The following is a 14,218-nucleotide window of genomic DNA, read 5'->3' as shown; positions in this document are numbered from 1 at the left end:
ATACCCCCAAAGTATGCATTTTACATCAAATAGACTCTTCCACTCATTACTATTCGCTTTAATTACTCATTTTCCTGCAAAATAGCTTGAATTTCTTTTATTATTCTTTCTGATTCAGTGAATGGATCATACCAGTGTATTTCCATTTTGTTTCGAAAGTAAGTTAGTTGGCGTTTTGCATATCTACGTGAATTTTGCTTTAAGTTATCAATAGCTTCTTCTAAAGAAATTTTCCCATCCAAATATTCGTAGATTTCTTTATAACCAATTGCTTGAATTGATTGGACATCTCGAATACCTTTTCCGTGAAGGCCTTTTACTTCATCCAGTAATCCTTTATCCATCATAATATCCACTCTCTTATTGATTCTTTCATAGAGAAGTGCTCGGTCGATGGTAAGTCCGATAATATAATGTGGGTATATTCTTTCATTCCCTTGATTTTGTTCAATTTCATTTTTTCTTTTACCGCTTAATTCCACTCGTTCAATAGCTCTCATAATTCGTTGAACATTATTCGGGTGGATTTCGTTAGCAGCGATTGGATCAAGTTCAATTAATCGGGTATATAAATCGTCTGAAGATAACTGCTCTAATTCTTTCATCAAGTTACTATCCGTTTTATGCTCTTCCGTAAAACGAAAATCATATAATACAGATTGAATGTATAGCCCTGTTCCTCCCACTATTATAGGAACACGACCACGTAGCGCAATCTCTTCTATTTTTTCACGGACTATTCGTTGATATTCAGCAACAGAAAAAGTGTCAGTAGGTTCTTTGATATCCAATAAATGATGTGGAACCCCTTCCATTTCTTCTATAGTGATTTTAGCAGTTCCAATAGTTAATCCACGATATACTTGCATAGAATCGCCGTTAATGATTTCTCCATTGCATGCTTTTGCAAGCTCTATACTGAGTGCAGTCTTACCGACAGCTGTAGGACCTACAATTGCCACTACAAAAGGTTTTTCAGTCATTATTCATCATCCATTTTTCAATAACATTGAAAGTATCTAATTTATTTTTTTCTAATAATATTTCGTGCCTTGCATTTTCCACTAAATGTACGGTTATATTTTTCATCCCTGCATTTGACAAACCTTTCGCAACTTTAAAAATGTCTTTCCCATCTTTCCCTACCGGATCCACAGCTCCACTAATCAAGAGAACTGGTAGATCCTGGCGTATGTGGACAACCTCTTTGTTTTTATGAATCGTCTTTAGACCATCAAACAAATCGATAAAAAACTGGTTTGTAGGAATAAATCCACACATCGGGTCATCTACATATTTTTTCACTTCTTCTTTATCAGTACTTAACCAATCGAAAGGAGTTTGAGCTTCCTTTATTTTATTATTAAATCCACCAAAGGATAAATTGTTAAGGATCTTACTTTCGGTTTTTGGTGATTTAAATTTAGAAGCCATTTTACCAATGATTAAACCAACGTCTCCCATTACTCCTGGATTAAAGGTAGTTCCGCAAAGAATTACTTTTGATAAAGAGTCACTATACTTCTGTATATATCTACGTGCAACAAAGGAGCCCATGCTATGTCCAAATAATATTAGCGGTATTTCTACCAAGTCTTCTCGAACCTTCAGCAACACTTCGCGAACGTCCTCTGTAACAAGTTCAAATCCATTAGCCTCAGCAAAATATCCCTGTTGTCCATTTTTAGCAACTGTTCTACCGTGTCCTCTATGATCATGACCACTAACTATATATCCTTTGTTTACGAAAAAATTGGCGAATTCCTCATAACGACCAATATGCTCAGCCATTCCATGTAGTATATGGACATGACCAATAGGATTTTGCTCTGGAAAATATTTAACAACATGGATCAAATGCCCGTCAGACATTTGAGCTTCAATAATGGATTTCATTACGCTTCCCTACTTCCCCCTAAAGTCGCTTGCATCAGAAGTTTGTCTAGTTGTTTTTGGAAATTATCTGTTTCTTTTTCTGTGTAGTTTAATAATTGTTTCATCACTTGTAATATTTCATTTTTATAAGCTTTGTACTGATTTACCTGAAAATATAGCATGCCTGTTCTACGGACTAAAAAGTCAGTAGGAGAGTAAGCCATCTCTTCATGTATCGCATAATAAACTTGTGCTAAAACACTTAATGGTAATTTTGAGTTATTGGATGCTTTCAATAAATGCGCATACTGAAAAAGTTTATCTACATTCGAGCCATAAAATTTAGCGAGTTGTCTTCCTTCTTCTATAGTAAGTCCATATGATTGCGCAAGTCTTTCTTTCGAAGCAATAAATGCCCTAAAGTTTTCTGAGCCACCTACGTCTCCTCCAGAGAGAACTAGATGTTTTGTTACACATGGGCCATAATTATAATCTCCCAGTTGTTTTGAAATAGTATCTACAATGGACTCAGCCATTTTCCGATATCCCGTCAGTTTTCCACCTGCAATCGTGAATAAGCCTGAATCGGATTGCCAAACCTCATCTTTTCGGGAAATCTCGGAAGGATTTTTTCCATCTTCATAAATGAGTGGACGGACCCCGGCCCAGGTAGACTCAACACTTTCTTCCGAAATTCGAACATCTGGGAACATATACTGAATTGCTTTTAAAAGATATTGTACATCCTCTTTTGTCGCTACAGGATTTAGTATATCTCCTTCAAAAAAAGTATCTGTTGTTCCTACATATGTTTTACCTTCCCGTGGGATAGCAAAAATCATTCGCTTATCGGGTGTATCAAAATAGATTGGTTGTCTGAGTGGAAAGTATGCTTGATCGATAACAACATGAACGCCTTTAGTGAGTCTCAATTTTTTATTATTATCCATAGAATCTAGAGCTCGGACAGTATCCACCCAAGGACCAGTTGCATTAATAATTTTTTTTGCATGAATTGTGATCTTCTTATTATTCACTTGGTCTATTACTTCTGCACCGATAGCCTTATATTGGTCGTTATAGACAAATGATTTTACTTTTGCATAGTTTAGACAAACTGCTCCTTTTTCAATCGCTTTTTTAATTACTTCGATTGTCAACCTTGCATCATCCGTCCGGTACTCTACGTAGTATCCGCCTCCTCGAAGACCGTTACTTTTTAATAATGGTTCTTTTTGAAGGGTTTCTTCTGCTGAAAGCATATGTCTCTTTTCTTCCTTTTTTACTCCAGCTAAAAAGTCATATACCTTCAAGCCAAGGGAAGTTGTTTTCGGACCAAACGTTCCTTTTTTGTGGAATGGAAGTAGCATCCATTCTGGCTCCGTCACGTGAACAGCGTTTTCATATACAATTTCCCTTTCTTTTCCAACATCTGCTACCATCTTGACTTCAAATTGTTTTAAATAACGTAATCCACCGTGCACTAATTTGGTGGATCTGCTAGAAGTACCTGCTGAAAAGTCTTGCATTTCTACAAGTGCCACGGACATTCCTCTTGTAACAGCATCTAAAGCGATACCTGCTCCGGTAATTCCACCACCAATAACTAATACATCAAATTCATAAAAATTTAATGTATTTAATATTTGTTCACGTTCGACAGAAGATTTCATCCTTACACCTCATCATCCAGTTTAAATATTCTTGTTGCCTCAACTGCTTTTTTCCAACCTTTATAAAGTTGACTTCGTTTAGTTTCATCCATTTTTGGTTCATATAATCTTTGGCTTTCCCGCATTGCTGAAAGCTCTTGCTCATTTTTCCAAAATCCTGTAGAAAGTCCAGCTAAAAATGCCGCACCTAATGCTGTTGTTTCATTCAACTTAGCCAGTTCCACCGGCACATTTAACAAATCACTCTGGAATTGCATAAGAAATTCATTACTCACAGCCCCACCGTCTACACGTAGTACTTCTACGTCAACCATTGAATCGTTTTCCATCGTATCTAATACATCTTTTGTTTGATAAGCAAGGGATTCAAGTGTCGCACGTATAAAATGCTCTTTTGTAGTTCCACGGGATAATCCAAAAATAGACCCTCTTGCATCTGAATCCCAATAAGGAGTGCCCAGACCAACAAAAGCAGGAACCACATAAACACCTTCTGTTGACTCTACTCTATTAGCGTAACTTTCTGATTCCGCAGCATTTTTAAACATGCGCAAACCATCTCGCAACCATTGAATCGCAGAACCAGCAACAAAAACACTACCTTCTAAAGCATAAGTTACTTTTCCATTTAACCCCCATGCAATTGTTGTCAGTAATCCAGATGACGAGGAAATTGCTTCTTCTCCCGTATTAAGTAGCATGAAGCAGCCAGTTCCATACGTATTTTTAGCCATACCTTTATCAAAACAACATTGACCAAATAGAGCTGCTTGTTGATCCCCCGCTACTCCAGCAATATCAATTTGCTTGCCAAAAAAAACGGAGGGGTCTGTTTGGGCATACACTTCAGAGGAGGAAGCAACATCTGGCAATATCTCCATTGGTATATTTAGTTTTTCACATATTTCTTTGTCCCAGCACTGTTCAAATATATTATAAAGCATCGTCCTAGAGGCATTAGAATAGTCCGTTACATGTTTCTTCCCATTGGATAACTTCCAAATTAGCCATGTATCTATTGTGCCGAAAAGAAGTTCTCCGTTTTTAGCTTGCTCCCTTGCTCCATCCACATGGTCGAGTATCCATTTTACTTTTGTCGCAGAGAAATATGGATCAAGCATTAGACCTGTTTTTTCCTTAAAAAAGCTATCCAACTTCTCCCTTTTCAATTCATCAATGATTGATTGCGTTTGTCTAGACTGCCATACAATTGCATGATAGACAGGCTTTCCAGTATTTTTATTCCAAACAACCGTCGTTTCACGTTGATTTGTAATTCCTATTGCATGTACGTCTTCTGGTTGATTGCCACTTTCTGTTAAAACGGACGCAATTACAGACAAGACAGAACCCCAAATTTCCTGGGCGTCGTGCTCTACCCATCCGGATTTAGGAAAAAATTGAGTGAATTCTTTCTGCGAAGAATGTACTATATTACCTTTCTTATCAAATAATATAGCTCTAGAGCTGGTGGTCCCTTGATCAATTGATAAAATGTATTTACCCACAAATTCCCCTCCTACATTACTCGTTTGAACATCTTTTCCACTTCATATGTTGAAAAATGAATGATTACTGGTCTCCCATGTGGGCATGTCAACGGATGCTTGGCATTCTTCAAACTTTCAAGCAGCTGTTCCATATCTTTTATCGTTAAATAATGATTCGCCTTTATGGAGAGTTTACAGCTCATCATAATTGCAGCTTCTTCTCTCAATTTTTTAATATCTGTTCTTCGGTTTGTTAAAACCTGTTCAATTAATCCTTCAATAATTTTTGTTTCATGACCCTTTGGAAACCAAGCAGGGTGCTCTCTTACAACAAAACTTGATGAACCAAACTCTTCTAAAAATATGCCAACAGTATTTAGTTCATCAATAGATTCTTTAATACGATATGCTTCATCTAAAGTGTAGTGAAAAGTAAGGGGCAACAGTAACGCTTGACGTTCACTTGCATTTACTTCCCCTACTTTCTCTTTATAAAACTCATATTTGATACGCTCCTGAGCAGCATGCTGATCTATTAAATAAAAACCATCTTCACTTTGCGCCACTATATATGTCCCGTGAATTTGGCCAACAACATGTAGGTCTGGAAATGCCTCTTTTACTTCGATTGGATCATCTACTAGGATTTCTTCCTGTAATGGTTCAATTTCCTCGTAAACAATAGAAGCTTGTTCTTTTTCATTTTGGTTTTGGATAGGGGTTTGTTGAAATTGCTGTTCCGGTTCTTTATATGTTTGTTTAAAGAAATCAAATTGTACACTTGGCTGTTTTTTTACTTCAGGCTTTTCTATAATTTTAGGCGGTTGTTGAACACGGTGTATAATAGAACGAATGGATTGTCTAACTAGCTCCATTAGTTCTTTCTCCTTGCTTAAACGTATTTGATGCTTAGCTGGGTGTACATTCACATCAGTAAGCATAGGGTCAGTTTCAATATTTAATACTACAATTGGGAATCTTCCAATTGGCAATAATGTGTGGTATGCATCAACAATTGCATTATTTAAACCGTAATGCTTCACCCATCTGCCGTTAACAAGTATTGTAATATAGTTTTTAGATGCTCTTGTTATCTCTGGTAGTGATGCATAACCTGAAATACGAAAATCCGAAGATTCTCCAGAAAAACTGACCATTTTCTTCACATTTGAAACTCCGTATATAGAGGCAAGTACCTGCCTTAAATCTCCTCTTCCACTCGTTTGAACAATTGTTTGATTGTTATGCGCGAGTCTAAAAGCTATTGATGGAAAACTAAGGGCTAAACGGTTAATTAAATCAATTGAATGGCCAAGTTCCGTTTGAATCGTTTTTAAATACTTCAATCTTGCAGGAGTATTAAAAAATAATTGTTTTACTACGATATCCGTTCCTCTTCGTATCGGGGCAGGTTTACATGAAAGAACACGGCCCCCTTCTAAATCTACTTTAGTTCCAACATTTTCACCGTCAGAAGTCCATAAATTTATCTTTGAAACGGAAGCTATACTTGCAAGTGCTTCTCCACGAAATCCTAATGATCGAATTCTAAATAGATCATGCTCAGTCGTAATTTTCGACGTAGCATGTCTGGAGAAGGATTGGACAGCATCATCTTCGTCCATCCCTCTTCCATTATCGGTTACTTGTATTTTTGCTAACCCTGCTTCCTCTAACATTATTTCAATTGAACTACTACCAGCATCTATAGCATTTTCCACTAATTCTTTCACAACTGAGGCGGGACGTTCAACCACTTCTCCCGCTGCTATTTTATTGGAAAGTAGCTCTTCCATGACAATGATTTGTCCCATTTTTTCACCATCTTTTATAAGAATAATAGAGAGTTATTTTATCACTTTTCTATTTCGTTTTGTAATTCATACAACAACTGTAATGCTTCTAATGGTGTTGTTCCTGAAATATTGATTTTTTTTAGTTTTTTCATTATTTTTTCTGCCGTTGTATTATCGGTAGTTTTTACATCTACCTGTTTTGGTTGTTCATCAAAAAATGATAACTGCATTTCTTGAATAGCAGTTGCTTTTTCTTTTTTCTCTGTTTGTTCAAAAGTAGCTAAAATATCTCTTGCTCTTAATATAATTTCTGGAGGAAGTTGAGCAAGTTCTGCTACATGTATTCCATAGCTCTTATCAGCTGGACCTTCTTTTAATTTATGAAGAAATACTACTTTTCCATCCTTTTCTGTAGCAGATACATGAGCATTGCGCAGTTTAGGCAAAGTCTGTTCCAAATCTGTCAGCTCATGATAATGGGTTGAAAATAGCGTATTCGCCCCAATATGTTCGTGTATATATTCCATCATTGCTTGTGCTAAACTCATTCCATCATAAGTAGATGTTCCTCGTCCTATCTCATCAAATAGAAGTAAGCTTTGACTTGTTGCATTCACAATTGCATGCTGGGACTCAATCATTTCAATCATAAAAGTACTTTGCCCACCTGCTAAATCATCTGCAGCACCAATGCGCGTGAATATCTTATCGACTATAGGTAGCTTTGCAGACTCAGCAGGCACATAACAACCAATTTGAGCCATGATTACTGTTATCGCAACTTGTCGCATAAATGTACTTTTCCCGGACATATTTGGCCCTGTTATGAGGAGCATATTTTCTTCTTCTGTCAATATGCAGTCGTTTGGAACATACAATTGATTGTTCATCATTTTTTCGACTACTGGATGTCTACCTTCCAAAATTTCCATTGCATTAGATGCATGAAAAACAGGTTTTGTTAAACGATGCTTTTCAGATACTTGTGCAAATGAAATATACACATCTAGCTCACTTATTTGCTTGGCTAATTTTTGGACTTTAGGTATGTATCCTTTTATTTGATCTCTAACCTTTGTAAATAATTCATATTCTAATACTAAGCTCTCATCTTCTGCTGAAAGTATTAGGGATTCTTTTTCTTTCAATTCATCTGTAATGTATCGCTCTGCATTCGCGAGTGTCTGTTTACGAACATATCTAGTTTCGTCAGCAAAGTGAATATTTGATTTGGTTAACTCAATAAAATAGCCGAACACTCGGTTATACCCTATTTTTAAATTTTTTGCCCCAGTCAGCTCTCGTTCTTTTTGTTCTAACTCAGCTATCCACTTTTTCCCGTTTACAGATGCATCACGGAGCTGATCTAAACGTTCATTGAAACCATCCTTTATGACCCCACCATCTTTAACTGATATAGGAGGGTTTTCGCTGATCGCTTCATCTAGCTTACTCCAAATATCTTGGCAATCCTCCAAAGCTTGTCCTAAAGTAACTAATGTCGGGCTATTAGAATCAACTAATAGCTGCTTAATAATAGGAATTTTTGAAAGGGATTGTCTAAGTTGCGCAAGGTCTCTACCTCCAGCACTGCCAAATCCAATTCTTCCAACCAATCTTTCTAAATCATATACCTCTTTAAACGCTTCTTTTATTTCTTCTCTAAGCATAAAATCTTCTAAAAAGCTTGTAACAATTTCGAGACGAGATTCAATCGCTTTTTTTTCAGCTAGAGGCTGATGGATCCATTGTTTAAGCTTTCGACCGCCCATTGCAGTTACCGTATCATCCAGTAGCCATAATAGTGTCCCTTTTTGCTCTCCATTTCGTATAGAAGAAATAAGCTCTAGATTTCTCTTCGAATGATAGTCCATCGCTAGAAATGCTTCTCTTTTTTGAAATGTGAAGGGCTGAATATGTAATAAGGAACGCTTCTGTGTTTTTTCAATATATTTCAATAAACGCTTTACTGTTCGGTGAGTTACGACCGGATGATTAGTAACATATTTTTCTGCACTATCGTTACTTAACTCATCTTGTTCAATAGATAAAGTAAAGTTATGTATCGAAGATAGATCATTTATCAATACATACAGTTGTTCACTAACAATCAATTCTTTCGCCTGTAAAGATAATAGTTCCTGTACAATCTCTTTCTCATCGCCTGTCATAATAGTAGTAAAACCGTCTCCAGTAGATACGTCTAAATAAGCAAATGCCACTTCATTGTTTGAAAGTAAGTCAGCAGATGCAATAAAAAAATTAGATTTAGTTTGCATCGCCTTACCTTCTATAATTGTTCCAGGTGTAATTAAACGAAGCACTTCCCTTTTTACAACACCTTTTGCTTCTTTAGGATTTTCAACTTGCTCGCAAATTGCTACTTTATGTCCTTTGCTAACAAGCGTTTCAATATAGTTCTGCGCTGCATGATGAGGTACACCACACATTGGGACATTATCTTTTCTACTTGTTAATGTTATTTCTAATATTGCTGACGCTTTTATTGCATCCTCATAAAATAGTTCATAAAAATCGCCTAAGCGAAAAAATAAAAAAGCATCTATGTAGTCTTCTTTAATAGTTAAATATTGTTGCATCATTGGAGTAAGTGTTGTCATCATTAGTCATTCCCTTTTCTATACTTCTCTATAATTATTATAGCAAAAGATACGAAGAAAAGCGCATGCCCCTATCATTAATAGAAGGAAAGGTACTTGTTGTAAATAAAAAAAAGCCGGAATAACTGACCGGCTTTTAAAGTGATGAAGATTGGTCGTGGCCATGATTTTGAGAACTAGAAGAACTAGATGAACTAGATGAATTAGACGAACTTGAGGAGCTTTCTTCATTAAATGCCCACTCTTCTTCAAAATCTTGTTCATGTACTTGGATGCAAACTTTTGTTTCTCCTACCACTTCAGCAAGAAGTTCGCGTTCCACCATTACTTGAAATTTAGTGCCATTCTCAATAATTATTGCCTCTGTACAATTAGGCTGTTGGATTACACGTACGTGTACTTCTTCACCAGTTGAATCACTATCTCTGTAATGTAATCGAATACGATCTTTGTAGTTTATTGTTTCTGTGAATACGGATGTTTTCGAATGGTCATGGTGTGCGTACCAGACGTTGATATCAAATTTACCAACAACTTCTACATATTTTCCATGTTTTTTTGACTGAAAAGAATGATTGATAACCCAGCATCCTAAAATACTAGACGGTGTATTTGGCGGGCAAAGTACTTCACATGACTCCGTTCTTTTCTTTCCTTTAGCTATCACAGCTTTCGTCACGATTTGTCGCAAGTGTTTCATTTTTTTCCTCCTTGTATTCAAGTCATAACATCATATGCGCAATATGCCCAATCGGTTCTTCTGTTTTTTTATTCCATTGACCAGCTAAACGATTCTATATACAATGATTACATATATAGGATAGAGAGGTAATTGAATGCCATTTTTTAATATTATATATGTTGAAAATGTCGAAAAAGCTACTAGCCTTGTTGTTGATAACCTAGAAGAAGAATTAAAATCAGGAAATTTAAATTCTTTAGGTTTGGCAACTGGAAGTACGATGATTCCATTTTATACAAGTATTGTTGAAACAAATTTAGATTTTTCTCAAGTTATCGCCTTTAACTTAGATGAATACGTAGGACTGGATTCCTCACATAAAAACAGTTTCGCTTTTTTTATGCATGAACACTTATTTTCCAAAAAGCATTTTAAAGAAACAAATATTCCAAACGGACTTTCGTTAGATAAAAAGCTTGAATGTGCAAGATATGAAAAAAAGTTAGACGAGCATCCAATAGATATTCAACTTTTAGGGGTAGGAGAAAATGGGCATATTGCATTTAATGAACCTGGCACTCCATTTGATGCTTTAACGCATGTTGCAGAATTGTCCGATTCCACTGTTCATGTAAATAGTCAATATTTTGAAGCCAACGAGAATATGCCTACTCAAGCTTTTACAATGGGTATTGCTTCTATTTTGAAGGCAAAGAAAATAATTTTATTGGCTTTCGGTGAAAAAAAACGAGCTGCCATTGATGCATTACTTGGAGATATCATAACAGAACAATGGCCAATCACTGTTTTGAAAAAACATCCCCATGTTACCCTCATAACAAATATTAAACGATAAAAAAGTTGTTTTCTAAAATATAGAAGACAACTTTTTTTATCATATTGGATGAATCTTACTTCTAGAACATACAACACTTCATAATCCTTCATTTCAAATACATTGTTTTCAATATTATTATAAAAAATCTGCTGAAAATGAGCTCTTTCTTTTTTCTCATCCTAATTAGACTCTAGTTTTCTAATAATAAGTTTCAAGCAACGGCCAAGTTGATGGCCAATTCTTTTTGTAAATTCTCTCTCTATAAATTTCCAGTAAATCAGGAGATTCCAAAAAACGAGGAGTCGGTTTTATTTTTAAATGAATTAAATCTTTAATTCCATGAGGAGCAGTTAAGATAACGTTATCTTCCTCATCTAGCTTCACACCTAAAGCTGTAACTGTTTCTGGAAAATTTGCTATCCCTTCAACTGCTGATGAATACGGGGATAAATTATTTATCACATGCATCCTAGACTGATTTTTAACAGACCATGGTACATTAGGCAAGATTCTTTTAAGAGTTGCTTCGAATGTCTTTTCCGTTTCTTCGTTTGTATTGGAACTATCAAAATAAATGACATCAATATCTGTCAAAGGTGTTCTATCCTTAAAATTATGAATCGTATCCCATATTTTAGAGCGAACAAAACCTGCACAGATCCACCAATCTGGAAGGTTAAGTGTTTTGGCAGCTTGTAACACTTCCATCATCCATTCATCTTCAGCTATAAGATTAGTAATATCATTTTCATATGTTATTTTCATATCTCTACCTCTTTTTTGTGTGCTTTGAAAAAGTTACAGACCATCCAAATATAATTCCAACGATTAAAACAACCATGTAGCCAAACAAGCCGTATGGTATTTTAGAAACAATTACATGCGCTAAAACAAATAATCCGATAAATATTAAACTAATAAACACTTTTAATGTCCCTGCATCTTGTGCATGCTCATGTAATTTTGAAAAAGGAAATACTTCCCCATTTAGCATACGATAGGAGATAAGAGTCATCGCTATCCCAACAAGTAAAACAACAAACAAGTCAGGTACAATTCTAACAGTAAACAGGACTATAAAAAGAGCACTTAAAGATACAAAAATTGGAAGAAAGTAATTAACTATACATGCTTTTAACGTACCGCTATAGATAGATAATTCGTTTTGCAATGGCGCTGCTCTGTAAATCCAATGACCTTTTGCATTGCTTGAAAATTGGAGCATATGAACGATAGTTGGTATTATCATCACACTAAAGTAAATGACCAAAAAAATATTTCCTTCCATTGTTTCTTCAATGGATTTCATCGAGATATCATTAGCTAAAAAGATTAAAGGAAAAATGAAACCAAAGCCTAATTGAGGATAGATTTTTAGTTTTAGTTCTCTTTCTTGTTTCATCATTAAGGAAGAAAATCGGTAAAAAGTACGTTCTTCCTCGGTTCTACAAACAATCTTTGCCCATATTCTATCAAATTTAAAAGCTTTTCTCTTTCTAGTAGAATCACTTAGTAGTTTCCCTAAGTTTCTTTCAAAAGCAGGCATTAGACGAACGTAAAGCCAAACTGAGAAAATAGGAGTGAACAATGCAAATAAAGTCATCAGAATAATGTGAAATGAGAAGTCCTTATTTAAAAACAATTCAAATGGAGCCCCGTACCAAATCGGGAATAATAAAATATGCCACCATTCAAACGTATACGAAATTTTCATATTAATAATTTCAAAAGACCTTGCAACTAGTTGATAGCTAATCGTTAAGGCAATTGTTAGAATGATTTGCACATAGTTGATAATATCTTTTAGCTTTTCACCACTAAAAAAACGTAAAATAATTAAATAAACAAAAGCGGTTAAAACAACCACGAAGCAGCTAATTAGAATAATTTCAGTTAAAAATATCAGTCCAAACCAGATTCCATGTTTAAAAATGCTTACTAAAAATGGTAATCCTACAAAAGAGCCCGTAAGCAAAAACATATAAATCATAATATGAACTATTTTTGCAGCATTTAGTGTTTTCAAGCCAATCGGTTTTGTATGAAGAATATTCTTATCTCGGATATCGAGTAATACACCCGAAAAATCAGATATCATGGATGTCATTAATATAAACATTACTAAACTAAACATAATACTCATTAAAAAAATATATTGGCTGCCTAAAAATAAAAATGGTGTCAATAAAAAAAGACCAATTAATGCATAAAACCATAAAGACTTCAGGAACTGATTTCCCTCTTTTATTACTTTAGATCCACTAAAGACCGTTGGCATTCGTCTGCTATCCATCGTTAATTTCAGCTGTAAAATCGTTCGCATCACTTCATAATCTATGTCGAATTTTTGAAATAATCTTTTAAAGTTATCAAGCACATGAAGAATTTTAAAATCATTCATGTATACTACCCTCTCTTACTATGCCAACAAACTTCTCAGCAATTTCCTCATGTTCTGTAAAACCAGTTAATTGATTAAAAATTTCTTCTAATGTTCCCTCTTTGTTTTGAGCCTTTAATTCTTCAAACGAACCATCAGCAATTACTTGACCATTCACTAGTAATACAATTCGGTTACTGATTTTTTCAACAACATCCATAATATGAGACGAATAAAATATAGTTTTTCCTTCTGCTGCTAGCTTTGCTAGTATTTCTTTTATAATCATTACACTATTCGCATCTAGCCCACTTAATGGTTCATCTAAGAACAATAAATCAGGATCATGTAGCAAACTAGAGATAATTAATACTTTTTGCTTCATTCCTTTAGAAAAGGATGAAAGACGTTGATGAAATGCTGCTTCTAAATCGAATTGCTTCATTAACTCGAATGCTTTCTTCTCGGCAGTGTCCCTATTTAAACTATAAAGCTCTCCACAAAAAGTTAAATATTCACATGCACTTAAATTTTCATATAAATCTGCGGTTTCAGGTACATACCCAATCCTCTTTTTATACGTGACATCCCCCAAAGAAATATCATTACCGAAAATCTCTACTTTACCACTGTATCCTTCTATTAAACCGAGCATCAATTTAACAGTAGTACTTTTACCTGCGCCATTCGGACCGATATAACCTATTATTTGCCCCTTATATACTTCTAAGTTAACTTCATTCAATACTTTTTTATTACCAAAGGATTTAGATACTTTTATCAATGATAATACCTTATCACTATTCATTTGATATCCCCCTATTCTTATATTAAGGATAATCCTTCTATACTTGTAAAACAAT

General features: G+C 35.0%; 11 protein-coding genes. 1 reads left to right on the top strand and 10 read right to left on the bottom strand.

The window, feature by feature from the left end; translation table 11 throughout:
• Positions 1-62 precede the first annotated feature (62 nt).
• From miaA to cotE, 7 genes are all read right to left on the bottom strand, one after another.
• A complete protein-coding gene (gene miaA / locus PGC35_RS08360) occupies positions 63-983 on the bottom strand; it encodes a tRNA (adenosine(37)-N6)-dimethylallyltransferase MiaA (RefSeq protein WP_375218847.1) in 921 nt (306 codons plus the stop codon).
• Entirely contained in the window at positions 976-1,896 is a 921-nt protein-coding gene (locus PGC35_RS08355; protein ID WP_375218846.1) for an alpha/beta hydrolase, read from the bottom strand. The genes miaA and PGC35_RS08355 overlap by 8 nt, the downstream gene beginning before the upstream one ends.
• Positions 1,896-3,548, bottom strand: coding sequence for a glycerol-3-phosphate dehydrogenase/oxidase (locus PGC35_RS08350; protein WP_056829371.1), 1,653 nt, complete (start codon positions 3,546-3,548; stop codon positions 1,896-1,898). Before PGC35_RS08350 ends, PGC35_RS08355 begins: the two co-directional genes overlap by 1 nt.
• Positions 3,549-3,550: 2 nt before the next feature.
• Positions 3,551-5,056, bottom strand: a complete 1,506-nt coding sequence (gene glpK / locus PGC35_RS08345; protein ID WP_375218845.1) for a glycerol kinase GlpK — start codon at positions 5,054-5,056, stop codon at positions 3,551-3,553.
• A gap of 11 nt (positions 5,057-5,067) precedes the next feature.
• Positions 5,068-6,852, bottom strand: a complete 1,785-nt coding sequence (gene mutL / locus PGC35_RS08340; protein ID WP_375218844.1) for a DNA mismatch repair endonuclease MutL — start codon at positions 6,850-6,852, stop codon at positions 5,068-5,070.
• 41 nt (positions 6,853-6,893) lie between these two features.
• On the bottom strand, positions 6,894-9,455 hold the full coding sequence (gene mutS / locus PGC35_RS08335; RefSeq protein ID WP_375218843.1) for a DNA mismatch repair protein MutS: 2,562 nt from the start codon (positions 9,453-9,455) through the stop codon (positions 6,894-6,896).
• A gap of 136 nt (positions 9,456-9,591) precedes the next feature.
• On the bottom strand, positions 9,592-10,155 hold the full coding sequence (gene cotE, locus PGC35_RS08330; RefSeq protein WP_053589896.1) for an outer spore coat protein CotE: 564 nt from the start codon (positions 10,153-10,155) through the stop codon (positions 9,592-9,594).
• Between the two features lie 136 nt (positions 10,156-10,291).
• Here cotE and PGC35_RS08325 point away from each other — a divergent pair, with 136 nt between their 5' ends.
• Positions 10,292-10,993 (top strand): glucosamine-6-phosphate deaminase, encoded by a 702-nt coding sequence (locus PGC35_RS08325; RefSeq protein WP_375218842.1) that lies wholly within the window; start codon positions 10,292-10,294, stop codon positions 10,991-10,993.
• 180 nt (positions 10,994-11,173) lie between these two features.
• Here the strand turns inward: PGC35_RS08325 and PGC35_RS08320 are convergent, their stop codons facing one another.
• Genes PGC35_RS08320 through PGC35_RS08310 form a run of 3 tightly spaced genes read right to left on the bottom strand, consistent with a single transcriptional unit; the run spans position 11,174 to position 14,163 of the window.
• Positions 11,174-11,740 (bottom strand): nucleotidyltransferase family protein, encoded by a 567-nt coding sequence (locus PGC35_RS08320; RefSeq protein ID WP_056829363.1) that lies wholly within the window; start codon positions 11,738-11,740, stop codon positions 11,174-11,176.
• 4 nt (positions 11,741-11,744) lie between these two features.
• The gene (locus PGC35_RS08315) at positions 11,745-13,376 is read right to left on the bottom strand and encodes a hypothetical protein (RefSeq protein ID WP_375218841.1); all 1,632 of its coding nucleotides are present in this window, start codon (positions 13,374-13,376) and stop codon (positions 11,745-11,747) included.
• The gene (locus PGC35_RS08310) at positions 13,369-14,163 is read right to left on the bottom strand and encodes an ABC transporter ATP-binding protein (protein WP_375218840.1); all 795 of its coding nucleotides are present in this window, start codon (positions 14,161-14,163) and stop codon (positions 13,369-13,371) included. Before PGC35_RS08310 ends, PGC35_RS08315 begins: the two co-directional genes overlap by 8 nt.
• Between the last annotated feature and the right edge of the window lie 55 nt (positions 14,164-14,218).

Source organism: Psychrobacillus sp. PGGUH221 (assembly GCF_042055255.1).
Taxonomy (GTDB): domain Bacteria; phylum Bacillota; class Bacilli; order Bacillales_A; family Planococcaceae; genus Psychrobacillus.
Note: the sequence above shows the minus strand (reverse complement) of the source record. Positions and strands in the feature narration are given on the sequence as shown.